Origin of the sequence: Legionella fallonii LLAP-10, assembly GCF_000953135.1 — a bacterium.
In the GTDB taxonomy this organism is placed as follows: domain Bacteria; phylum Pseudomonadota; class Gammaproteobacteria; order Legionellales; family Legionellaceae; genus Legionella; species Legionella fallonii.
Window position 1 is genome coordinate 525,001 of the sequence record NZ_LN614827.1, and the last position, 22,841, is coordinate 547,841.

Consider the following 22,841-nt stretch of genomic DNA (forward strand, 5'->3'; position numbering starts at 1 on the left):
CAGGTTTCCTGCACGACGTTAATCGGAGCAGGGTGAGTCGGCCCCTAAGGCGAGGCTGAAGAGCGTAGTCGATGGGAATCAGGTTAATATTCCTGAACTTTTTATAAGTGGTGATGTGGGGACGAAGAAGGCTAGATGAGCCAGGCGTTGGTTGTCCTGGTACTTGCATGTAGGGGGGTAGACTTGGCAAATCCGGTTTACTATTAACTCTGAGGTGCGAAGTGGTTCTGACACTTCGGTGTACAGAGAAGTCATTAATGCCCGGCTTCCAGGAAAAGCTGCTAGCCATAACTTATAGAGAACCGTACCGCAAACCGACACAGGTGGACAGGTAGAGAATACTAAGGCGCTTGAGAGAACTCGGGTGAAGGAACTAGGCAAAATGGTACCGTAACTTCGGGAGAAGGTACGCCCTTGCTGGTTAGTTTACTTGCTAAACAAAGCTGGTGAGGGCCGCAGAGACCAGGTGGCTGCGACTGTTTATTAAAAACACAGCACTCTGCAAATTCGTAAGAAGACGTATAGGGTGTGACGCCTGCCCGGTGCCGGAAGGTTAATTGATGGGGTCATCTTCGGAGAAGCTCTTGATCGAAGCCCCGGTAAACGGCGGCCGTAACTATAACGGTCCTAAGGTAGCGAAATTCCTTGTCGGGTAAGTTCCGACCTGCACGAATGGCGTAACGATGGCCACACTGTCTCCACCCGAGACTCAGTGAAATTGAAATCGCTGTGAAGATGCAGTGTACCCGCGGCTAGACGGAAAGACCCCGTGAACCTTTACTATAGTTTTGCACTGGACTTTGATAATCACTGTGTAGGATAGGTGGGAGGCTTTGAAGTGAGGACGCTAGTTCTCATGGAGCCAACCTTGAAATACCACCCTGTTGTTATTGAGGTTCTAACTTGGTCCCGTAATCCGGGATGAGGACAGTGTATGATGGGTAGTTTGACTGGGGCGGTCTCCTCCCAAAGAGTAACGGAGGAGCACAAAGGTACCCTCGGTACGGTCGGACATCGTACCAAGAGTGTAAAGGCATAAGGGTGCTTGACTGCGAGAGTGACGGCTCGAGCAGGTACGAAAGTAGGTCTTAGTGATCCGGTGGTTCTGTATGGAAGGGCCATCGCTCAACGGATAAAAGGTACTCCGGGGATAACAGGCTGATACCGCCCAAGAGTTCATATCGACGGCGGTGTTTGGCACCTCGATGTCGGCTCATCACATCCTGGGGCTGAAGCAGGTCCCAAGGGTATGGCTGTTCGCCATTTAAAGTGGTACGCGAGCTGGGTTTAGAACGTCGTGAGACAGTTCGGTCCCTATCTGCCGTGGGCGTAGGAAAATTGAGAGGAGCTGCTCCTAGTACGAGAGGACCGGAGTGGACGAACCTCTGGTGTACCGGTTGTCACGCCAGTGGCATCGCCGGGTAGCTAAGTTCGGACGGGATAACCGCTGAAAGCATCTAAGCGGGAAGCCCCCCTCAAGATGAGTTTTCCCATGAAGCCCGTTGAAGACTACGACGTTGATAGGCAAGGTGTGGAAGCGCAGTAATGTGTGAAGCTAACTTGTACTAATTGGCTGATTGTCTTGACCATATAATCTGAGTCGCTTTACAATAGGCGCTTAGAGAATGATACGAATGATGTGTTACCTCAAGATTTACCAGACCCTGTCGGGCGGTTGTTAATGAGTCATTAGCACCTTCCTCTGGGGGTTAAACAGTTTTCCTGGCGACAATAGCGATTTGGAACCACCTGATCCCTTCTCGAACTCAGTAGTGAAACGAATCAGCGCCGATGATAGTGTGAGGTCTCCTCATGCGAAAGTAGGACATCGCCAGGGTTTTATTCCGAAAGCGGCTTTTTAGCCGCTTTTTTTGTTTTACCAATTCGGCTTTTTGCTTTACCAAAATAAAGTACCTGTTCTGCGTTTTGTTATCCCTACCTCATCTATTAAAATTGATAATCATTTTTATGATCAATATATGATGGTTTTAACGCTTTAGTGGTTATATTTTTTAAATAAGTCGAGTAGCCACTCCCCATTATTTCAGCCCGAATCAGGGACTGATTAGTGCCAAATAGCGTTTTTCCAAATTAATTTAACAAGCTGTGCGGTGGATGGTTTTGTTCATGTTCTAAATCTTCCATAGTCTGAGCCAAGCACTTAAAGGCTTCAGCCGCATATTCTTTTCTAATTCTTTGAGTTTTAAGATCCACGGCATCTCCATAATATAAACGACTAAATATATTTCTATGTTCCGCCAAAACCTTACAAAACTCCCTAGCTTCAGGCGATTTCTGACTTAGTACAATATGTCTCTCTTCAAGAGGTACCTTAAGAAAGGCCGCTTGAATACGAGCAGCTTTAGAGGGGGCTGATTCTAAGGAAAAAAAGCCCCACCAATTTGTTTTGCTTTGGTATTCTTCTATTAATCGTTCTATGGCTTTGACTTGAGGTGAATACGCAATTGCATAAGTATCTTCTATAGTTTTATTAAACTTCCACCGTTGTTCCTCTGTCTCTAGGGTTGGGGCTTCATCCTCTTTTGCTTTAATAAAGTCAGCCAGCAAAGTATCTTTTTTATCAATAGCCATCTCTTTTAATTTCTCTATTTTTTGAGCAATAAAGGGGGCTAGGGATAATGAAGAGCTCTTACGTCCCTTAGCTAAGGCTTCAAGTTCTTCCTCTGCTCGAGTGATAAGGTCCCTAAAGCACCATTTCGTTGGATCTGTTTTTTGTAGTGTAAGATATTCTTCCAGCATCGCTTGGGCAGTTTCCAATATTAAGCCTTTGTTTAAAAGGATCTCTAGCATATGCTCCGGAGTATAAGGGGGTATGTTGACATAATGTAGGCGTCGTTTTAGAGCATTACTTTGCTTAGTTCGTCCAGCGCGATTAGAAGGGTTTTGAGTTGCGATAAGAGTAAATCCAGGACAGTTGGCATCGTTTCCTTCAGGAGTTTTTTCTTGTAGCAGCGTATTTAAGAGACGTTCCATGCTGGGGCCTGTATTAATCTCATCGATGACAACGACGGCTCCTTCATCAAAGGCCTTGCGTAGGAGGGCTTCCTTCTCTGTCAAAGGCATACTGACAGGTATTGTATAAAATACTGATTTTCCGGCATTATTTTGTTTAGGATTACCTTTCGTTAAACCCTGAGCCAGCAGGGTTTGAATGACTAACTCGGATTTACCTAACCCAGGCTCTCCTTCTAGCATTAGACCATTAATACCCCCAAAGTAGGTTTTGGGAGCAGTTTGTCTCAATCTTCTAAGTTGGATTAAATCGCTTAATGCATGCCAAGCAGGTTGATTGGTAGTATTGAGCTGCAAATGCTGCGGTTTAACATGAGCATGTTTTATAAAAGGAGCTTGAGGATAGATCTTTTGAAAAGCATCCAGATGTTCATTGGGTACCAGAGGCAAAGCGAAGTTATAGGCATAATAATGGGCCACTTCTTGGACCGAAGCTTCTGGGTGAGCTTTGCAGTAAGCATGAGTCCATAGGGCCATGGTGCGCAGCTCTCTAGGACTAATAAGTACTTCTTGAGTAGAGCAATGTTCAAGAAAAGACATCACATCCAATAAAGGTTGAACATTGTCTTTATGGGGAAATAGAGGAGCTAACAGTTCTTGATACATCACCTCTTGGGGCAATGGCTCAAATAAAAGACTATTACCATGGCGCTCTAAAAAACTAGGCAGTTGGCGATCTCCGCCATAAGCTTGAGGATTACCAGCAAAAATGACCTTATGCTCTGAGGTTAATCTTATTAGTTTATTATCAATCAACAAAGTAGGAGGGTTATGTAATAACCCCTCAAACATGCTCCACTGCGTATAAGCCATATTCGCTTCATCTATGAAGAGTACTTTTAATCCAGGGCGTGTATCAAAGACCCAGTCTTTAAGAGCTTGTTCACCCTCGTGCAAGGCCTGATGCTTGCTTTTCCAAAAGGAACGTATAAACGAGGTTTTGCCTACGCCGGTTTTTCCCGCGATGAACACGAATGGATTATGTTGCAAAGCTAACTCTACTGCCTGGAGTCTATCCTTATAAGCCACCCCTTTTTGACTGGAGGTCAAGGTCTTCATTCCCAACCAAGCCAGTTCATAGGGAGCTTTAGGATGCAATAAACGATACTGTCCTATGGCTTGCAAATGAACAAAGGAATAGCTCTTCAATTCCTCTTCACTAAAACAGCCGGGATATTTTTTTTCTAACCAAGCTTCTTTTTCTAAGTCTTTTACTTCATGCTTCAATTGGGGAATAAGACCAGAACTTTGAGTTTTTGTGCTTAAAAGAATGAGTTGACCGGAAGCCTGTTGTCTTCGCTGTAACATAAAAGGCATTAGCCTATCCTGTAATTCTGCAGAAAACTCTCCTTTCAAAACCACAGTTTTTCCTTGGTTTAAAGCCGGAATCAATGCACCAATCTGTTCTTCAAATTTCAATTCTAAGGTCTTCATATTGACCTCGGCTTGAATATTGTTGAGTAGACTAGAAGACTGAGCCTCAGAAATATCTAATACCACATCAGCGTTTAGTTGGGTGAGCGTCCAATCGATGTCCGAGCTATATACGGCAAAATCCTTAGAGGGCAATGAATCAACTTTCATAGGAGTTGACGTGAGAATAGTGTTAGAAGGCTGTGTATGCAGACTATTGGGTAGAGAAACCCCTGGAGCACAACGTAAATTCAAGTGTTTGTTATATTGTTGACAAAAGGACAGTAAACGAGCCCAGGCATGTTCGGTAAGCGGTGCCGTTAAGTAGGCATTAATAGTAGCCCCTTGATGTTGTTCTAAAAAACCCGGGATAGTGGTTAAGGTTTTATCCTGGTTATTGCAGGCATAACGAGAAAACCATTCCGGTAATAAAGTAGGATTTAAAACCAGAGTATCTTCGGGTACATGCTCGGCACTTACTAAATTTAGGTTGTTTTTTAATTGAGCCCAGGAATAGCCTTGACTTTGAGTATATTGAATTTCTTTCGGCAAAAGGATATCACCGTAAGGCCCCCTAATTTCTTGATACAAAATCATTTCCTGCCAAAAGCGCAGAAAATCTTCATTGTCCCAGGGAGCATTGCGCAACTCTATAGGCTTATTAGATTTTAAAGCCTTAACCAAGGAGCCCTCTACAAAATGCAAGGCATTACCTTCTAAGCGCCAAGCCCCAAAGACCTGTTCCTCCCATAAAGCACCTCCAAAAAACTCCACTACTTCAGCTGCTCCTTCCGAGTGGGTAGCCATTGCAGGAGGAGGCGGGGCTTGAACAAAATCAGCAGGTTGAAGAGGACACTCCTCTACCAGATTAAAACGAGAATAAAAATCAGAGCCTTGATAAGCATTAGGACCATCTGGATTAGTAAGCCCTATAATTTTGGCCTTTTCGGGAAGAGAAGTGCCATCGGCAGAGCGTTCCTTATCAATTAAGGCATTGAATCTCACTATATCTCTAGGAGTAAAATGAGCATAATTGACGAGAATAATAGGCGCTTGACTCCCATGCTTCATTAAAAAATCATGGAGGCGGCCTCCTGGTCCTGGATGAGGATAGCCCTTATCCCCTATCTTTTGAATGTATGCCGAGGAGCAGATTAAATCTTCAGGTGAATTGACATAAAAGCAAGGTCTGGAAGTAATATGACTAAAGGATTGAATACCATATCGTAAAGCATTTAAGGCTTCTTCATCGTTTAACTCAATTAATAGTTTTTTAGATTCTGATGTACATAAGTTTTGAATGTACTGCTTGCCCGATTTAGGTAACGCCTTTTGAGTTCTCGGAGGAAAATAAATACATTTAGGAGGGTTAACAACCTTAGTCTCACCAGAAGACGTCAATTCAACTTTAGCAGCAGAACCTTTTAATTCTTTAGAGGCTGATGGAGCGTTGGACGTATCAATGTTTAGTCGACTTGGATAGCCTCCTAAGTTGCAAGTAATCCAGACTCCTTTCCATTGGACTTCAGCAAAGGCATGCGATGTATTTAGAATAATTCGTACTGGAATTTCAGGATGATATGTCTCCATCCAGGCTTTAAAAGCTATAGCTCTATGTCGGCAAGCCCCTAATTTCTGTTCCGATAAAGCATTAAGGTAATCATTTCCTGTAGCCGGCTGCGGTATGCGCTTTAATGCTTTAGCCCCAAAGTTAAGGCATTCTTGTATTTTATTGTTCACATCTATGGGTAAATCGGATATAGACAGATCATTTGGAACACGGACCAGAAAATCCATAGAAAGCTGTTTTCCGGAGGTGTTTTTGACATAATACAAATTATCTCTTTGAGAATAGGCTATAGCGATGGAGGCTTTATCATCACTTAAATGATAGTGCAGCATTTCTTCCTGGGCGGACAAGGAGGCTAAAGGTTGCCAGTGCTCGTGCGCTGCAATAGTCTGCTTGGAGTAGTAGGTATGAGCCTTAGCATCCATCTGCGAAGGCATAAGATTCCAAGTATCTTCAGCACTTTTATCTAAGGACAGGTTGCGTAATTGCTTACTCTGTGGATCAACATTCAATTCAAAGGCATTAGCAACAGAGCAATCTTTAGAGTTGACCGTTAATTTTTGAAACACCTGTTGTCTGTACAGAGAAGTTTCCGGATCAACCTCTGAATTTGCTGCATAAAATAGCTTTTTAACATGATATGTTTGTGGGACAAAAGAGGTGTCTGCGTCCATGCGAAGGCTGTCTTGCAAGAGATTGTTATAGGAAAAAGATAAAGGTGAACACAGTATCAAAGAGGGCGGTAAATAGGGTTTTAGTTCCTTTAGATCAATATTAGGGCAGCCACTAATATCCAATTTCTTCAAATGGGGTGTTTTTTCTAAAATGGAAATTAAAGCTTGGGTGCTAATCGGAGTGCCAGATACAATAAGCTCTTCAAGTGAGTTGAGGCATAATAGTTCTAAGGGTAGAGCATCCAACTCTTCGCAGAAACCTAAGTTAAGTCTCTTCAATTGAGAAGCATTCTTTAGAAATTTTACTAAAAAATCAGAGTTTGCTGCTTCTATATGGGATATATTAAGTTCTTCTAATGAGCTTGTGTTGAGATCTTCCGTTAGGGTTGGCAGAAGATTGTTGCAGTCACATACGTTAAGTTTGGTTATTCGAGGAGCTTGCTTTAAAAGCTTTGTTAGAAATGCTCCATCAATTGTTGAGAAGCTTAGATCAAGATCGGTTAAAGAGCTTAGATTGATACCATCTGGCAAGGGAGTGGAAAGATGCTCACAATCGTTCAAAGATAGTTTTTTTAAACGAAACGCTCCTTTAACAAAACGTGTAAGAATCTCGGTATTAATATTGGACGCGGATAAGTCAATTTGTTCTAGTGCCCTAAAATCTAAATCTTTAGAAAGCACTTCAGGGAACTCTTGATAGCCACCTAAATAAAGATATTTCAGTCTAGGGGCATGCTTTTTTAAAAAAACGAATAAAGAATCTTGTGATATTTTACCAGAGACGGCAAATTCTTCCAGTAATCCGAACTCTAAGTTTTTCAAGAAATTTAGGTCAGTACATTTTTCATCAATAAATAATCCTAGTGTTTTAAGATGCGATGCCGCCTTCAAAAAATTAACAAACGCATCTATATCGACGTCAGTTGGAAGAGTTAATTTTAAAACCTCTAATGAGTCTAACCTTAAATTTTGGAAGAAGGTTGGGGTAAGTGTACATCCACTTAAATCCAGGTATTTCAATTTGAGGGCGCGTTGCAGAAGTTTTTTTAGAGAATGTTGATCAAGTTGTGGTTGATAGAATAACTCTAATATTTCTAATCGTTCAGGAGTTTGAATTGAATTAAGAATAAGAGGATCAAAGTCGTCACATAAACTTAATTCACGTAATTGGTCTGTTGATTCTATCAAACACTTGATGGACTCTGAATTAAGTGTAACTCCTCTATTTACGTTCTCTCCATTAAAAACAGAACTAGGTTTAGCAATAGAACTACCTAAACGCAGAACCTCCAAAAAAGGTAATTTTAATTGGGGGGTAATACTTCCATTCTTTAAATTAAGACAGCCTAAAAGATCAAGAAGAGTTATACTATCTTTTCTTAGATTCAGGAGTTTATTCAGTGAAGCAATAGTTAAATTAGAGTGGTTTAAATTTAATTCATTCTCGTCGTAATAAGGAGCGTAATCTTCTTCATCTCCCTCTATGAGTACTTCTAATTCTTTCTGATTGAGCACGAATAATTCATCATACCCCAAGCTCAGCGTCTTTTCTGCATGAGTTTTCAACTCTGCATCACTAATTTTAAGTTTTTTGCGAGGCTTGAGTGCAGGCTTAAGATTTCTGGGGTTGAGTTTTTCCAAGGATCTATCATTTTTAACACCGTAAATGTCAAAACCCTGCTCTATAAGTGCTGCAAGACGCTCAGCGACGATAATGCTTGTATTATAATCCCATTCGGGTATGTCTGTTTGATTAATAATGAGCGTTTTGGGTTTTCTTATACAGGTTTCAGAAGATTTTTTCCACGCTGGTAGATGACGTAAAAGTCGTGCTACATCAAAATAATTAGTGGGAGTAGTACCGTATTGTATAGTATTACTTATTTGATCTTTATAGTAATTGGGATTATTAGGCATGAAAAAAATGAGTAAAATAAATACTATTGTAACACAATTTTAACTATGTGTCGTTATTTTTTCTTGTGTGGAAAAAATATAACATTGAATTATATTATATTAAATAGTTGTGACAGATAACGTACTGGCCTGTTGTAAAAAGTGATAAATTTATTTATAAAACAATCATCTGGTGATCTAATTTGCGTTTTTTAAAAGTTGCGATTTAGATGCATGGTCAGCCATCAATCGCACTAGAACTATATTTTAGAATGATCCTTCTAGGATATTTATATTCGATAAAATCTACTAGAAAGCTGATTGAGGAAATCCGTTATAATATCGCCTATCGTTGGTTTTGTAGATTAACCACCCGAGATAAACCACGTATGGATGAAAAAGCCAGGGCACGACTCAAAGCTCTGGCAGCACAATATCTAGCTTAGGGTTATTTACTTCTTCATGGGTGGAGGGGTTGTTCAATCATATTTGGTCACTCTAGACGCTTTGCTAATTGGTTCAATAGTAACGCAGAATATTAGCGGACGTTGATGCTTTTGGAGAGCTAATCCATTAGACCACAACAGTCTATGATGTTTTTGTATAATAATGATCGAAAAGTTTATTTCTAAATTTATATTGGGGATCAAGAGTACTCTTCAGTTTAAAAAATTTTTTTGCTCCAGGATATGCTTTTAAAAACTGCTCATTGGTCGCAACTATTTGATAAGGTAAATAATATGTTCCTCCTTCTTCTAATGCGGCATCGATTAATAAAGAAGTCCATTTTTTAACCTCTGATTTATCTGCATTCGTAACCCCTTGTTTGTAATAGATAACAAAAGAGAACACCTCAGTTCTAGCCCATGAAAGATAAGATTCATGATCTGGTAGAGCTTGTCGAATAGAAATATTTAATACATTGACCTGATTCTTTTTAAGAATGGTGACCATTTTTTTTGTAAAAGAATCAAAATGATCAGTTGGTATAAAATACTCTTGAAGGACATAAGTGGAGGTTTTACGTGATGCAGGCTCAATGCTGTTCACATCGTAACTTGCTTCATAATTTCGCCATTCGACAATGGATCGTAAATTGGCATATCTATCATATATGATTTGCCTAAAATATTTACCTGACTTTGTATCAGATATCCAATTTAATAGGAATTCTTGATAGGGTAATGGGCGCTGTTGAGGCGCTAGCCTCTCTTTTATTGTTACAGGTTTATTAGTTTTTACCCATGTTATTGCATTGATATATTCGAAATTAGGGGGATATAAATCCGCATTATGGAATATTGCATTATGTGAATAACGAATATTTTGTAGAAAATAGTCTTTATAACTGGATAACTTCATTCTTTTAGCAATTCTTTCTATAGGAGTATTGTCAGTCAGAGAAAGAGTTGCTTCCACTATAACGCCAAGTCCACCGTATCCTCCAATTGCGCCAAAAAATATATCAGAATGCTCTTTTCTACTTGCTGTTAGGATTTCCCCATCTGCAAGCACCATTTTAATTGAGTCAACCGATCTAATAATTGCCCCTTCATTAACATATCTTCCATGTGCATTAACACTTAGTGAACCTCCTACAGTAAAGTTGGAAAATGACTGCATGATTTTAAGAGATAGATCATATTTATCGATTAATTCTTGAATTTCTCTCCAAGTAATTCCTGATTCTACTGTGATTAAATGATTCTCTTTATCAAGAGATACAATATGATTCATATGTCGCATGTCAATAAAGAGGGTATTGTCTGTAGCGATTTGACCTCCTTGACTAAATCTTCCTCCACCGATTGAAATCGGAGCATTATGCTTTTTAATTAATTGACTTACTTCATTTGCAGATTTAGGGAAAACTATTTCTTTCACCTTTATTGGATTTATAAGAGTGATGTCGTTAACAATTAAATCTGTGGCAAAAGAAGTACTTAATAACGTGATCCATATAATTAATTTGGGGATGAAGTGTTTAAATACGCTCATTAGAACCTTTGAAAATTTTTTACAGACATTTCTAATTCAATTATGAGTTTATATAGAAGGATTTCTTTATTCAATAACTCTGCTCTAAATGATATAGATAACTTACCTTTAAATTCTGCCCGAAGTACACTAATAATAGATTGCATAGGATTCGGTTCGAGTTGTATATTGATAAAATTGTATAGATGGATGCATAGATAGATGATGCTTGTTATATTTACTCTGTTACTTATTTCTTTACTTTTCGCATGGTTTCGATGCGAACGTATTGCTCTGAGTTTTTTTCTTCTAACACTGTTGTTAGTTGTGTGGCTTTTCTTATTTGAAATTTACTCCCCTGAATATGGCTTCAAAATGCCATGGATTCAAACATAAATAATGGAGGATATATTTGTGTTTAAAAACATTCTGCATCGACTAACATCTGAAAATAATATAATTCAATTAAATTACATTTATTCATTATTGATTTTAGCGGCAATGGCATTCATTCTGACTACAGCAATGTATATGCAATTGGTTCATGGCGAATATCCTTGCCCACTTTGTTTGTTACAACGAGTTGCTTATTTTGGCGTTTGCTTTGGTGTTATTCTCAATTTGCGAAATGGTTATTCAATGCGTTATGAAGGCCTTACATTGATCTCCATCATTTTATTATTAATTATTAGCGCACGCCAAACTTTACTTGATATCTATCCAAGACCTGGTCATGATTATATTGGCTCGGCTTTCCTCGGATTGCATATGCCAGTTTGGTCGATTGTATTTTCTATCTTATTACTGCTAGCCTACGCTATTCGATTTTGTATACTTGGTTTTGACGATTACCTAAGTGAGCCTCTTCTCAAATCTCATCCAAAAACCGCATTGCTAGCAAACATTTTGGCATGGTTTATCATTGCATTATGTAGTCTCAATGTCCTATCTACTTTTTTACAATGCGGCTTCTCAAGCTGCCATACCTTCGTAAGCGTCTAATTAGGAGTACGACAAGCAACGGAATTAAAAATACCCTAATGTGAAATTTAATTCCATATTAATTCATTTAGCCAAGAACTTAAGTCCATTTGTGACCCATTATTAAAGAGTGTTTTTAATAATTACAAATCTTCATCCTTAAAAAATTATAGAGCAATAATATTAAGGTTGTATTTGTGAAAGATAACGACTTATATCTGAATTAAAAAAGAAATTTAATATCAGTGCAGACTTTTTTTTCAAATAAAAATCTGCTTGGCCTAGAAGAACCATTTTTTTCAGATCAGCTTTTACCTGGATTAGGTACTAACTATTTTAAATGCCATGAACAAAATGCTTAGAGTACCTTTTCGTTTCAATGCTTGTCACACTCCTGACTCTATTCCCTTGAGCATTATCAGCAACTACATTGCATTAATCGCTAAATAAATAAAAAAAGATCCCCACTTAATGCCGCTAAATCTGTTTGTTCTTTCTCATCAAGTGCCGTCATTGCCAGGCCACGAGAGGCGCCAAAGGTAATTAACAATCGAGCAAAGGGTAAATTATTTTGTCTAATCGCTAAAGCTAACGAAGAAACGGGTTCGCAAAAATATGCCGCATGATCCCCAGTAAAATTAATATTTGCCCCACACTCTAACAACAACAAGGTACAAGCAAGGCTATTCGAATACACTGCGTGTGGTAAAATAGAATAGCCGTTATCCCAAATATGATCGACGGAGAGTTCATTGTCTAAAAGAGCTTTTAAAGCAAGAACATTGTCTTCCTTTATAGTTTCCAACAGTGATAACATGTGTTAATGATACCATTATTTTTTTCGACATTCTGCCATGTTTATATCTATAATGCACCCAGGTTACTATAGCCAAAATTGACTTACAGAAATGATTATTCAATATTTTCAATGAGTTATTTTTTCGCCCTCGGAGCTCACGTTAAGTTAACCTAACCAGCTCAAACTAATAGACTATTAAGATGCGTTTCACTAAACCTATATTTGTAAAAGATTCATAGTCATAAGATTAATTTTATAGGATAATCAAGCCACTCAGAATGATTAAAAAAGATCTGCTATGTTGTTTATTTTTATAGGTGGTGCCTCTGCTAGTGGTAAATCAAGTATTGCAGAACATTTGTTAAAAAAACTTCGGACGATTGGAGTCAATGCCAATGAATTGAAAATGGATGACTACTTCCATGAAAGACCGGACAATGTTGACAATGAAACGTTTAGGGCGACAACTAATTTCGATGTTCCCCATATGCTGCATTTAGATCGCTTGAGTAGAGATGTTACAGAATTAAGTAAAGGCCATAGCATACGAAAATCCTGCCTTTCTTTTGTTACTAATAAATATCATGCCTGGGAAGAGATCTCTCCTTGTGATGTAGTGATAATTGAGGGAATATTTGCTCAATATTTTTATCAAAACTTTGTAGATAAAAAACTCCCATCCATTCTCGTCAATGTAACTACTGAATGTTACCAAGATCTAATGAATAGGCGAGTTAATCGAGATATTAAAGAACGAAATAGAACACGAGAAGTAGTGCTTGCCTCTGAACGTAAAACAGTGGGACCGGGTTTCTTTAAGTATACAGCCAGTAACGCTCAGGGCGCTGATATATATATCGTCAATAAAAAGCATGAGGATCTCGAAGAGAGAAATAAAGCTTTAGATGCATCGGTGATGGAAATTATTGATCGTATGAATGAATTGTGTGGTGAAGACTCAATAGTAAAGCGAAAAAAACCTGATGTTAGAGAGCTTGTAGCAAGAAGTCATTGGTGTGCTGGAGAGAAATCCACTGCTATAGACCATTCGGAGCATCGCTTTATAGGGGTTTTTCGTGATGTTTTTGGTGAATACAATAGCAAATTTGCTCATGATTGGAGCATGTACATATTAGCTGGTTTTGCGACAGCCTTGGGTGCCGCTGCTGTAGCGGTTGCATTAGTGGCATTAAGTGGAATCATCAGTACAGCAGTGGCCGTGACTGGTGCTGCATTGGGTTTGGCTGGCTTAGGGATGTTTGCTTACAGGGCTTATAAAGACTCTCAAATCTGTTATGAGGAAAATTATTCGCCTATCTTAAGCAACTAGAAAAATTGAAGATTACAATATATACGCTTAAATCATTTTTACTAATCAAAAAAACTATGGAGTTACTACCTAAAGACAGTATCTATGCTCGCTGAAACAATAATTAGGCAAAAAATATTTATGGATAAAAGACACCTGCCATTTTTCGTTTCCCAAAAGAATCCTTTTCATGAGGCTTATTTATGTGTTGGCTCATTACACCAAATCTGCGATTGCGGCAACATTAACTCGATCAACAGAACTCATGAAACAAAATTTCAATGAGTTAAATTAATAGAAGCTTCTGGTTTTTTATGGAAAATTAAAGTTATCAAATTCACTTAAACGCTTTCTTTCCAGTTAATTAAACTGCGGTTTGTCATATAGTTATTTAGATAAATGATTTTAGTTTATTCAAAGTTGTCCCGGATATTACTGATTTACAAATAATCGGGTTTCAAGTGATTAAATAAAAATCTCCAATAGGCAATTTATAATTATAATGTCTATAATTACTCTAGATCTATCTGTTTTTAGGAGTGGTTATGAAAAAGTCTAAACGAAACAATAATCAATCTGGAAAAAAAATTTCACCCGATAAATTGAGCAACATTTCCGGGGGCAATCGAGTTCATGAGGGATTTGACCGTATGCGCCCGCGCGATCCCCAGACTATTATTGATACACTCAGAAACAGACGGACTTAATCGTACTTTTTAACTTGGGTTTGCCAAACTGGCCGGTAACCAGAGGCGAGATCCAGTGCGGATTTTCCTAAAGCCTGAAACCTTTGAGATATATGGGCTATGGGTTTTTTTATCAAATAATCATTGCCATAATTGAACAGGCAGCCATAAAAAATATTAAGAAAATATTTGTTGATACTTATGCTTTTCAAGCAGTTGATTTCTATATAAAACAGGGATTTTCCATAATTGGCCGACTTGATAAGTATTTGTTAGGCCATGACAGAATTTATCTAAGAAAAGATTTAGATTTATAATTATAGAGTCATCTAGCCTCTTTGTGTCAGGCTATTTACCCCTTTAATCTAATGTCAGAAGTCATTTTATAAGGCCTTCCTCCTTTTATATTACTCTGCTGTATGAGTATCTTTGATCTGGAAACGTTGGAAAATATTCCCAAGAAAAACTGTCCATGCTGTCGCGAACCTATTGCAGCGAGCTATCTTTGCAATCCTAAAGTAAATCTTCTTGTAAAAGGCCTAGTGTGTACGTAGCTCCTGTTTTCAGCCAAGATTACGGGGTTTTATTTGTGCATAACGCACTTAATATTTATATTTTTGCGTACAATTTAACTTTATCTAATTGATTCAAATCCCAAGACACTCCATCTATAATGAATTTAAACCTGAAGGGGGATAATGACAACTACATCTCGCAAATGGGAACTAATGTTGACCGAAAACAGGGGCTACGTACACACTAGGCCTAAAACCAAAACAATTGCTATTAATCCTCGCTACAGAAAAATTGATAGATAAGTAAAGCAAGATATAAAAATACGCAGCCAATTATTGTGTATAATGGCAGCTTATGGAGACAAACCAGAAGAATTAATGTTTAAACTTAAATAAATGACTATTAAAAGGATGTGTAAGGGTGTTGAATTAGAAACAAATGAGGTAAATATGACAGAAGAAACACAAAGAGAATTCATACAAAATAATCAGGAATTAATCCAAAAATTTCTTGAGGAATCGAAACCGCACGAAGATGAAATAAGCGCCAGTATTCAAGCAACTATCGCCCAATTTTTATTAAACACACGCATTGAATTAAATAAACGTGCAAATGGTCAACAGTGGATTAGTACAGAAGACATTGTACAAGCACAAATGGCAGTGCTGAGGCGTTCAATAGTCGATTTAGAGCATTATTATTTAACACTACGGGATGGAGAAACTTTGCAATGAAGCAACGACGAACGGTTTTACGACGCTCAATTTCCCATTGGGTAAATCTTATGATTAGCTATTTGTGAAAAACGCTCTTAAAAAAATTATTAAAAGATTACACCTGATTGATATATATCGCTCTCAGGATTCTTATCAAAAAGCCTGGATTTTTTTGATAGGACACATCATTTTACTTAGAAATTTCAAATTCACATATTTTAATTACTAAGTCTCTGAACTTCCCTCGATTAACAGTACACCTTGTTGACTGGGTATAATCCCCAGAACGAGGAGTTATAATGAGCAACAACAGCTACACAAAAGAATTTAAAATAAAAGCAGTAGAGCTAGCAAAGCAATAAGTCAGTAAGGCCCGTTGCAAAGGAGCGTGGGGGTGCTGAAAACAACCTATATAACTGGCGTAAGCCGTTTCATAAGAAACGAGAAGCAGCGTTCACTAATCAACTCCAATTTAAAGGGAAAGAATTAGAGTTGAGGCGTCTGAGATCTCGGATTGCCGAGCTTGAAGAGGAACGTGAAATACTAAAAAAAGCAGCCGTGTTTTTCGCCAATGAAGGGTGGATTTATTTAGCGACTGTTATGACCTATACAATAGAAAGATAGTTGGCTGGAGCATGGGGACACGACTGGTTACTCAACTCTGGGATATCAGACACCAGATGAATTTGAGTTAGCCGCATAAAGTTGGGGTCCGGTATTTCGAGGGAAGATCACAATGAACCACATCCCTGTGGCGATATCATATAAAAATTAAGTATAATTCCTTTTTGTCACCTCAATCATCGCTAAAAGAAAGAGTGACTATTTTGTATGGAAGATTTCAAAGTATGATCTGATAATACATTCGTATTAAAATACTGATCAATTCCTTTGGTAACTATTACATACTCTCCACTTTGAGTTAGCTGTCCCGCCTCAATAAGTTCCTGAGCTATAATTGGCCAGTTATCCTTTAAATTATCAACTGTTAACGCATTAATGTGCTGTTTCAATTCAAGGGCTTTGGGTACCTGGGGTATATCCACTAAGCTTGCTTTAAAAAAACCACGAACGTAATTACGGGCTGATGCAACTCCTGTCCAAAGCTTCTCTCCCAACTCTGTTTGAGTGTAACTTCCTCTATTTTTTATATAGTTATTAAGAGAAAGGGTGGATAGGGTTTTAAATGTCATTAGAACCTGTTCAGCCACTTCAGTTGAATTATCAAAAGCACTGATAGACAACGGGTTAGACAAATAGCAAGTACCTATTTCATCGGATGGAAGAGATGCTTTGGTATCAGTCTCTAAAATTATTGTTGTAGGACTCATTTCGGCATTAAAAACCTCACCAATAGCTTCATCCATTTCATCCCCAACCATTTTTTGCTCTGATAAGCCTCCTATACAACTCATTGTCAATTGTGCATTTTCAGCTTGTCTCCATTGCTGTGGGGTGGTCTTACCAAAAATACTGTTATATCCAATATAAGTTACCCCGTGAATCTTTATTTCTCCAGGCGAGCCATCATGACCATGTCGAAACCGGCAATTATAAGATGGAACCTCAATTTCTGGACCAATATCAGTCAAACGTGGCCAAATAAAGTTATATATTGGATTTGTTTTAGAAGGAGGTGTTGTGAGGGCCTGATACATAGGGCTTTTTTTATCCATTAGCCCCTCAGAAAATATAATGTTTAATTGATCTAAAACATACGCTACATCATCCGCCGATGCGTAGATATCCTTATGGTGATTAGCAGGAAGAAACTCATGCATTGCTTTATCTATGGCACTTAAAGTTAAAGGAGCATGACTCATAATATCAATACTGCCATCTTCTTTACGGACATAATCTACAAGTTTGAGTGCAGGTAAATAAGCTTTTTGAATCATATCCTCCACTTCATCATAGGAAATAATGTGATTATCAATTAACCATTTCAATCGAGTAAGAGAATTGCAAGGAGATAACTCCATAGTTAATTTTTTTCCAGGGGCTAATGCACCTCTTAAGTAATTACTTAATAAGCATTTATCATGATTTGAGAGAAGGATAACGCCACGTAACTCAGGAAAAGCCAAACGCATTTCCAATAAGGTAAGCAGGGACAGAAGATCATTGCTTCCCCTGTCTGCAAGCATGTCTCCAAAACAACGCAAAGTGACGCCGTTCGGAACGTGGGCATGTGAAAATCCGTCACGTAAAATATCCCTAAAACGTTGCAAAACCTTTTGGTTTAAAGCACTGCGATCCCTTATAAGGGAGTCAATCTCGTAAATTTTTATTAATTCAATATATTGTTCTTGGCTGATGTTAATTATACCTGCCTCGTATAGATATCTTACCAGAGCAATTGCATTTCCATGAGTGTCTCCGGCGGAGAAAGAAGAGCCCTCCTTTGGAGGAATGTAGCCTTTTTCCGGAAGGGCTAGAATATTTGATATACTGTGGCAAACAAGCTTTTGATCGTACATAAATTACTCACTTTGATTTTTTTGATTAAAATAAAACTATAAACTTTTTAGAACTATTTAGTGCAAACCGACAGCTAAATGCACTTAGTTAAAGTCTTATAGAAATTCTCTTTGGGATTGAGTTGAAAATTGCTTTTTTAGAAACATTAACTCTCAAGTGGGTATCATTAACATCGGTGGTTTGGCATTATTTTTATTCATAAGTAAATATTTAGTACGAAGTATACTTATTTAAAATTAAGGAAATATTAAATAATATGCGCACTAATTGTCTATAAAAATTACATTATTGCTTCAACTTGTTTTGAAGTGAAGAATGAGAAATGGGCAGTGCTTATATGAAAATGGCAAAGAAACATATTTTTTTGACAACTTTCAATTTCTATTCAAATGATCCTTTACCTGATTGGAGAAATCCTCTAAGAGTTTCTTTTAAAAAAACAGCATAAATTTATTTTTTCAAAATATCTTTTGCATAATTTCTTATTGGCATAAATAGCAATGCACCAAGATCAACATCTTCATTTGGATGTGGTATCCAAAGAGCAGAGAAATCATCAACTACTAATGAGAATGATTGTTTTGTTACCTCAGGAGTTCCAGTAGTATTTTTTGCTTCATGAATGTGAAATTGCAGTTTCTTATTACCAACAATATGTTTATTAGTTAATATTAATTCAACTCTTAATGATTCATTAAATTTAAACTGAAATGAATCATCGACAATTTGAATTGTGCTATATAACAGCTGCTCTGCAACGGTTTTTTGGTTGAATAACTCTCATTTGATTGTTGTCCTTATTTAATTTAAATGGGAATCAGAAAGGTTTTAATAGTAATCTTTTTAAAAAATAAGATGACATTTAAGAGCAGTTAGAGGTTACGGAACAAATTGCTGCAGAATTTAATAGATGAATTAAGTACATTTAAAGCGACTGTTTTAATGAACAGTTAGTGGGTTATATCGGTTTAAAAAACTGCTTCATTTATTTTTTGTTTAATTTTCTGAATTTAGTACCATTTATTAAACACATCAAAAATGTTCAATAAGGACACCTGATTGATATATATCGCTCTCAGGACTCCTATCAAAAAGCCTGGATTTTTTTGATAGAACACATCATTTTGCTTAGAAATTTCAAATTCACATATTTTAATTACTTAGTCTCATTAAACGACCGTATTATTTGCTAAGAACAATTAGCACCATTAACTTGAAAGTACATGTGCTATTAAAATAAAAAGAGTATTAGTGTGATAACCGAAGTACAAATAACAAATAACAAAAAATGCATTAAAAGACTTAAAGACAATGCCTAAGTATCTTCAGGAAAAATTTCGTGCTTGGGTAGTAGCGGTAAATCATGTGGGTTTGGAGGAAACACGAAAAAGACCTGGTTGGCATGATGAGCCCTTGTTAGGAGACAGGAAAGGACAGAGATCCATCCGTTTAAATAAGCAATGGAGAGCTATCTACATTATTAAAGAGGATGGAGCAATTGAGTTTGTTGAAGTGACGGAGGTAATGCCCCATGAGTACTAAGAGAAATGATACTTTAAATGCTTTGGAAGCCACCAAAGATATATGGAATGAAATGACATTTGGTGGACTTGTTCGCTCCTTGAGAATGAGCGATGAAATAACTCAAATAGAATTAGCTAATAGAGTAGGGGTTTCGAAGCAGTTTCTTAGTGATGTTGAGCATAACAGAAAAGATGTAGGAATAGCTTTGCAAAAAAAGTATCTGATGCTCTTGGTTATTCTATCGAGCCCCTTATAGAGTTATTGATAAGAGATCAATTGAGACGCCAACATCTTGATTATATTGTAGAGTTAAAGTATGCCTCATGATAGGAATACAATGAGTAAAAAATTAATAGCTAAGCCTTCTTTTACAGAAATGCAGAATGCTTTACCTCGGATAGATCGTTATATCGAGCACATAGAAAAGATTAATATAGCTAAAATTATTTCGGGAAGTGAGTCAGAATTATTATACGCACCACAAAAAATGGATCAATTATTAATTGATTTATTTGGGAACGATTTACATCAGTATGATAACTATAAACAATACGCAAAAATAAAATTAGGTTATTAACCAACATTCGATAGAACAAATTCAAGAGTGGGTTCAGGAAAATATTAAAGACGCTCTCGTTACTTTGCGCTCAATCAAAGAAATTTTCTTGGAACAGTTAGAAAATAGCGATTCTCCCGAGAGTCCAGAGCAAATCTTAAAAGCGTATGAGGGATTGGATTACATCCTGCCATAGCCGCGGCAACAAGTGATCTATTTAAATAATACATTTTCTACAGTAATTTTTTAGATGTTATTTTTGATATCTCGATAAAAATTTTCATGAGTTCCTAATTTCAACAAGGTCAATATGATTTCATCTTCTTCAAACATGTAGCCCAATAATACCTCTTGGTTTAACAGTTTGAATTTATGAACCCTTAAAAAATCTAAGTCGCCTTTTTTACGTTCTCCGAGAACAGGATTATTTACTAATTTCCTAACTTCCTCATCGAGGATAGCTTTATGTTGTTTAGGTAGTTTTCTTACAGTTTTCTTAAAGGAGTTAGATTGCTTAATGGTCAAATTCATAGTCATCAACCAATCCATTATCTATTTCCGCTTTTGCCAGCAAACTGTCTCTAATAAACTCATAGGATAAATCAGGATTTTCTTCTGCAATTTTTCCTATTTTTGCCCAGTGTTCAATTTGTCCAGCCCCAGAGCGAGACATTACTTCACCAATAGCTTTGGCTTGTTTAACTAATGTATCTGATAATCTTACCGATTGAGCCATGTTTTATCTCCACTATTATGCTTAAAGTAATTATAGCATATGACGACAAAAAATCGCAAACTGCGATAAGTGGCTAAGAAATAAAAAGCTATGCTCATTATCCAAATAAATTAGTCGTTGGTATTATTTGAGATAGATAACGCACCTTATCTATCACAAAGAAGGGCTTTCAAGAAAAGAAAGCTAGCGTTCATAACATACGTTAGGTGAAAAAAATCTAAAGATTGTGATAGATAAGATTTTATTTGTTTTGTGGTTAGCAGATCCATTAGGCTGTAAAAATTCATTATTAATATTTAATAAATTAATTATGTAATTTTTTTCATGACCTAATTTTGCTCTACCTTCATTTGTTAACTAATTTAAAATGATTAAAAAGTCTCACCTTAGGCCATCGTTCAAAAGATGTTTATTTATAATAATGGTAAAAATAGTATGAGTATCACAGGTATTAATCCTATTACGCGTGCATGCACTGACATTGTTCGGTCCTTCTTGTTTTACAAAGATATTCTAGGGCCTAAACCGATAAACACAACGGAGAAAATCTAAATTTAAAATTTTCCCACATTAACGATTATTAAAGTTTAATTGTGTGCAAAAATCTAATCTTTTTCTCAAAATATTTCCTTTTTCTTTTTTGAGTTCGTTGAGGAAACAAATAATATCATCCATTTGTGAATCATTAATTTTATTTATTACTTTAACCAACAAAGCATGGTGGTAAATAATTTTTATTTGTTTAATGGAAAGAGATGTTTCAGATGAAAGATCTAGATAACCCTTTACCCACATTTGGAACTGTTCACAATTCACTCTGCTCTTTCCTTATGTAAACGTTGAAATTCATCAATGGTGTAATCGATGTCTTTGCTATTATCGATGTAATGGTAGAACATTGAGTTGAGTGAAAATTGAATTAGTGGCATAAAATGATTAAGGGTTTCCTCTTTATAATCCATCTCTTCTAAATAATTACATACATTGTTAATCCATTGAACTTCAGAGGATAACTGTTCTTTGATATTTAAAATTTGAGTTTGTATTTTCTTTATATGTGTGACTTCCAAGAATGGCTTCGAAGTGATTTCAAAATATCCTTGAAGCCAATAGCAAAATAAAATATTTGTCATTTAATACTTAACAACCTTGAAAATATTGTCGTGCCTCGGGGATTTTATAAGCTTCGTTACTTAGCTTAAGTCCTTCGACTAAACGATCTCTTTCATGTAATTTAAATGTAACTACAAGGCGTAAGTGATTATCAATATCTTCTGCTCGTCCTTCTCTTTTTATTGAAGGAGAAGACTTTAAAAAATTGTTGAAAATTGTTGATATCGCATATTCATCTTCGCAGTTTTTAATAGTTACTTCTACCTTTCTATCAATTCTATCGATATGACAAATAATTTCATGACGATGTTTATTAGTTATCTTTTCCTCTAATAATTTTTTTAATTCATCGTCATCTGTGAATCTAATAGCTTTTATTTGAGCATTGTTTTTTTTCTGCAACTTTCCTAGAGCTTGTACTTTTTCGTCAATTTCACTATTAGAGAGTTTGCATTTTTGAAGTTCACTAGCTTCAGTCTCTGTAAGAGCAAATTGTTTACAACTAGCTGAATTCATAGCTGATTTACTATCATCTTCAATAAACTTAGTCGATTTTGATTTAAAGAAATTAGAGTTCTTGGGGAAGGAGTAGATTTGATATACTTCATTTTCTGAGGCAGGATTCTGTTCTACTTCGTTTTCCGAGTCAGAATTTATTTCTATTTTTGTTTCCATAAACAATGCCCTTTTAAAGCGTGGTTCTATTTATTAGGTATTTTAGAGTAAACGTGCAGATTATATAGAACGAATTAAAAAAATAGAATGGGGTAGCTATCGCCACATTTATAAAATTTACCATTGAGTGGATTTAGTTAAATCCGCAAAACGATGGTTTAAAGAGCGATATTGTGAAGATACTTC

Annotated in this window: 16 protein-coding genes, 2 rRNA genes and 2 pseudogenes (1 of these 20 running past the window's edge); 12 read left to right on the forward strand and 8 right to left on the reverse strand. The window is 36.8% G+C overall.

Annotation, left to right across the window (positions count from 1 at the left end; genetic code table 11):
- Both LFA_RS02090 and rrf read left to right on the forward strand, forming a co-directional pair.
- Nucleotides 1–1,590, forward strand: a 23S ribosomal RNA gene (locus LFA_RS02090) (it extends 1,307 nt beyond the left edge of the window).
- Nucleotides 1,591–1,721: 131 nt separating this feature from the next.
- A 5S ribosomal RNA gene (rrf, locus tag LFA_RS02095) occupies nucleotides 1,722–1,837 on the forward strand.
- 254 nt (nucleotides 1,838–2,091) lie between these two features.
- Here rrf and LFA_RS02100 read toward each other — a convergent pair.
- The gene (locus tag LFA_RS02100; protein ID WP_045094717.1) at nucleotides 2,092–8,607 is read right to left on the reverse strand and encodes an AAA family ATPase; all 6,516 of its coding nucleotides are present in this window, start codon (nucleotides 8,605–8,607) and stop codon (nucleotides 2,092–2,094) included.
- Between the two features lie 212 nt (nucleotides 8,608–8,819).
- Here LFA_RS02100 and LFA_RS20435 point away from each other — a divergent pair.
- Nucleotides 8,820–9,032, forward strand: a pseudogene (locus LFA_RS20435) (transposase); the annotation flags it as partial.
- Nucleotides 9,033–9,174: 142 nt separating this feature from the next.
- Here the strand turns inward: LFA_RS20435 and LFA_RS02110 are convergent.
- On the reverse strand, nucleotides 9,175–10,584 hold the full coding sequence (locus LFA_RS02110; protein WP_045094719.1) for an FAD-binding oxidoreductase: 1,410 nt from the start codon (nucleotides 10,582–10,584) through the stop codon (nucleotides 9,175–9,177).
- A 393-nt stretch (nucleotides 10,585–10,977) separates the two neighbouring features.
- Between LFA_RS02110 and LFA_RS02115 the strand changes: the two genes are divergently transcribed.
- The gene (locus LFA_RS02115; RefSeq protein ID WP_052674046.1) at nucleotides 10,978–11,565 is read left to right on the forward strand and encodes a disulfide bond formation protein B; all 588 of its coding nucleotides are present in this window, start codon (nucleotides 10,978–10,980) and stop codon (nucleotides 11,563–11,565) included.
- Nucleotides 11,566–11,986: 421 nt separating this feature from the next.
- Here the strand turns inward: LFA_RS02115 and LFA_RS02120 are convergent, their stop codons facing one another.
- The gene (locus LFA_RS02120; protein WP_045094721.1) at nucleotides 11,987–12,361 is read right to left on the reverse strand and encodes an ankyrin repeat domain-containing protein; all 375 of its coding nucleotides are present in this window, start codon (nucleotides 12,359–12,361) and stop codon (nucleotides 11,987–11,989) included.
- A 280-nt stretch (nucleotides 12,362–12,641) separates the two neighbouring features.
- Between LFA_RS02120 and LFA_RS02125 the strand changes: the two genes are divergently transcribed.
- From LFA_RS02125 to LFA_RS20585, 5 genes and pseudogenes are all read left to right on the forward strand, one after another.
- On the forward strand, nucleotides 12,642–13,673 hold the full coding sequence (locus tag LFA_RS02125; protein ID WP_052673819.1) for a uridine kinase family protein: 1,032 nt from the start codon (nucleotides 12,642–12,644) through the stop codon (nucleotides 13,671–13,673).
- 524 nt (nucleotides 13,674–14,197) lie between these two features.
- Entirely contained in the window at nucleotides 14,198–14,359 is a 162-nt protein-coding gene (locus LFA_RS19700; protein ID WP_157010249.1) for a hypothetical protein, read from the forward strand.
- Nucleotides 14,360–14,451: 92 nt separating this feature from the next.
- Nucleotides 14,452–14,655: a GNAT family N-acetyltransferase gene (locus tag LFA_RS02130; protein ID WP_052673820.1), complete on the forward strand. Its 204-nt coding sequence runs from the start codon at nucleotides 14,452–14,454 to the stop codon at nucleotides 14,653–14,655.
- 648 nt (nucleotides 14,656–15,303) lie between these two features.
- Nucleotides 15,304–15,588: a hypothetical protein gene (locus LFA_RS02135; protein WP_045094722.1), complete on the forward strand. Its 285-nt coding sequence runs from the start codon at nucleotides 15,304–15,306 to the stop codon at nucleotides 15,586–15,588.
- Nucleotides 15,589–15,942: 354 nt separating this feature from the next.
- Nucleotides 15,943–16,194: pseudogene (locus LFA_RS20585) on the forward strand (transposase); the annotation flags it as partial.
- 182 nt (nucleotides 16,195–16,376) lie between these two features.
- Here LFA_RS20585 and LFA_RS02140 read toward each other — a convergent pair.
- A complete protein-coding gene (locus tag LFA_RS02140) occupies nucleotides 16,377–18,050 on the reverse strand; it encodes a hypothetical protein (RefSeq protein ID WP_045094723.1) in 1,674 nt (557 codons plus the stop codon).
- A gap of 1,279 nt (nucleotides 18,051–19,329) precedes the next feature.
- On the opposite strand from LFA_RS02140, the gene LFA_RS02145 reads away from it, so the two are divergent.
- From LFA_RS02145 to LFA_RS02155, 3 genes are all read left to right on the forward strand, one after another.
- Nucleotides 19,330–19,593 (forward strand): type II toxin-antitoxin system mRNA interferase toxin, RelE/StbE family, encoded by a 264-nt coding sequence (locus LFA_RS02145; RefSeq protein WP_045094724.1) that lies wholly within the window; start codon nucleotides 19,330–19,332, stop codon nucleotides 19,591–19,593.
- On the forward strand, nucleotides 19,583–19,831 hold the full coding sequence (locus tag LFA_RS02150) for a helix-turn-helix domain-containing protein (protein WP_231865887.1): 249 nt from the start codon (nucleotides 19,583–19,585) through the stop codon (nucleotides 19,829–19,831). Before LFA_RS02145 ends, LFA_RS02150 begins: the two co-directional genes overlap by 11 nt.
- Before the next feature lie 81 nt (nucleotides 19,832–19,912).
- Entirely contained in the window at nucleotides 19,913–20,152 is a 240-nt protein-coding gene (locus LFA_RS02155) for a hypothetical protein (RefSeq protein ID WP_045094725.1), read from the forward strand.
- Nucleotides 20,153–20,377: 225 nt separating this feature from the next.
- Here LFA_RS02155 and LFA_RS02160 read toward each other — a convergent pair whose 3' ends face one another.
- From LFA_RS02160 to LFA_RS02180, 4 genes are all read right to left on the reverse strand, one after another.
- Entirely contained in the window at nucleotides 20,378–20,668 is a 291-nt protein-coding gene (locus LFA_RS02160; protein ID WP_045094726.1) for a type II toxin-antitoxin system RelE/ParE family toxin, read from the reverse strand.
- On the reverse strand, nucleotides 20,646–20,867 hold the full coding sequence (locus LFA_RS02165; RefSeq protein WP_045094727.1) for a ParD-like family protein: 222 nt from the start codon (nucleotides 20,865–20,867) through the stop codon (nucleotides 20,646–20,648). Before LFA_RS02165 ends, LFA_RS02160 begins: the two co-directional genes overlap by 23 nt.
- 812 nt (nucleotides 20,868–21,679) lie before the next feature.
- Nucleotides 21,680–22,000, reverse strand: coding sequence for a hypothetical protein (locus LFA_RS02175; protein ID WP_045094729.1), 321 nt, complete (start codon nucleotides 21,998–22,000; stop codon nucleotides 21,680–21,682).
- Nucleotides 22,001–22,007: 7 nt separating this feature from the next.
- Nucleotides 22,008–22,655 (reverse strand): hypothetical protein, encoded by a 648-nt coding sequence (locus LFA_RS02180; RefSeq protein WP_045094730.1) that lies wholly within the window; start codon nucleotides 22,653–22,655, stop codon nucleotides 22,008–22,010.
- Nucleotides 22,656–22,841: the final 186 nt, after the last annotated feature.

Bases quoted from the DNA above. Each gene is read 5' to 3' on its own strand.
- LFA_RS19700 (WP_157010249.1), top strand. From the start codon at position 14,198: ATGAAAAAGTCTAAACGAAACAATAATCAATCTGGAAAAAAAATTTCA.
- LFA_RS02125 (WP_052673819.1), top strand. From the start codon at position 12,642: ATGTTGTTTATTTTTATAGGTGGTGCCTCTGCTAGTGGTAAATCAAGT.
- LFA_RS02165 (WP_045094727.1), bottom strand. From the start codon at position 20,867: ATGGCTCAATCGGTAAGATTATCAGATACATTAGTTAAACAAGCCAAA.
- LFA_RS02150 (WP_231865887.1), top strand. From the start codon at position 19,583: ATGAGTACTAAGAGAAATGATACTTTAAATGCTTTGGAAGCCACCAAA.
- LFA_RS02140 (WP_045094723.1), bottom strand. From the start codon at position 18,050: ATGTACGATCAAAAGCTTGTTTGCCACAGTATATCAAATATTCTAGCC.
- LFA_RS02110 (WP_045094719.1), bottom strand. From the start codon at position 10,584: ATGAGCGTATTTAAACACTTCATCCCCAAATTAATTATATGGATCACG.
- LFA_RS02120 (WP_045094721.1), bottom strand. From the start codon at position 12,361: ATGTTATCACTGTTGGAAACTATAAAGGAAGACAATGTTCTTGCTTTA.
- LFA_RS02180 (WP_045094730.1), bottom strand. From the start codon at position 22,655: ATGGAAACAAAAATAGAAATAAATTCTGACTCGGAAAACGAAGTAGAA.
- LFA_RS02135 (WP_045094722.1), top strand. From the start codon at position 15,304: ATGACAGAAGAAACACAAAGAGAATTCATACAAAATAATCAGGAATTA.
- LFA_RS02100 (WP_045094717.1), bottom strand. From the start codon at position 8,607: ATGCCTAATAATCCCAATTACTATAAAGATCAAATAAGTAATACTATA.
- LFA_RS02155 (WP_045094725.1), top strand. From the start codon at position 19,913: ATGAGTAAAAAATTAATAGCTAAGCCTTCTTTTACAGAAATGCAGAAT.
- LFA_RS02130 (WP_052673820.1), top strand. From the start codon at position 14,452: ATGGGCTATGGGTTTTTTTATCAAATAATCATTGCCATAATTGAACAG.
- LFA_RS02160 (WP_045094726.1), bottom strand. From the start codon at position 20,668: ATGACTATGAATTTGACCATTAAGCAATCTAACTCCTTTAAGAAAACT.
- LFA_RS02175 (WP_045094729.1), bottom strand. From the start codon at position 22,000: ATGACAAATATTTTATTTTGCTATTGGCTTCAAGGATATTTTGAAATC.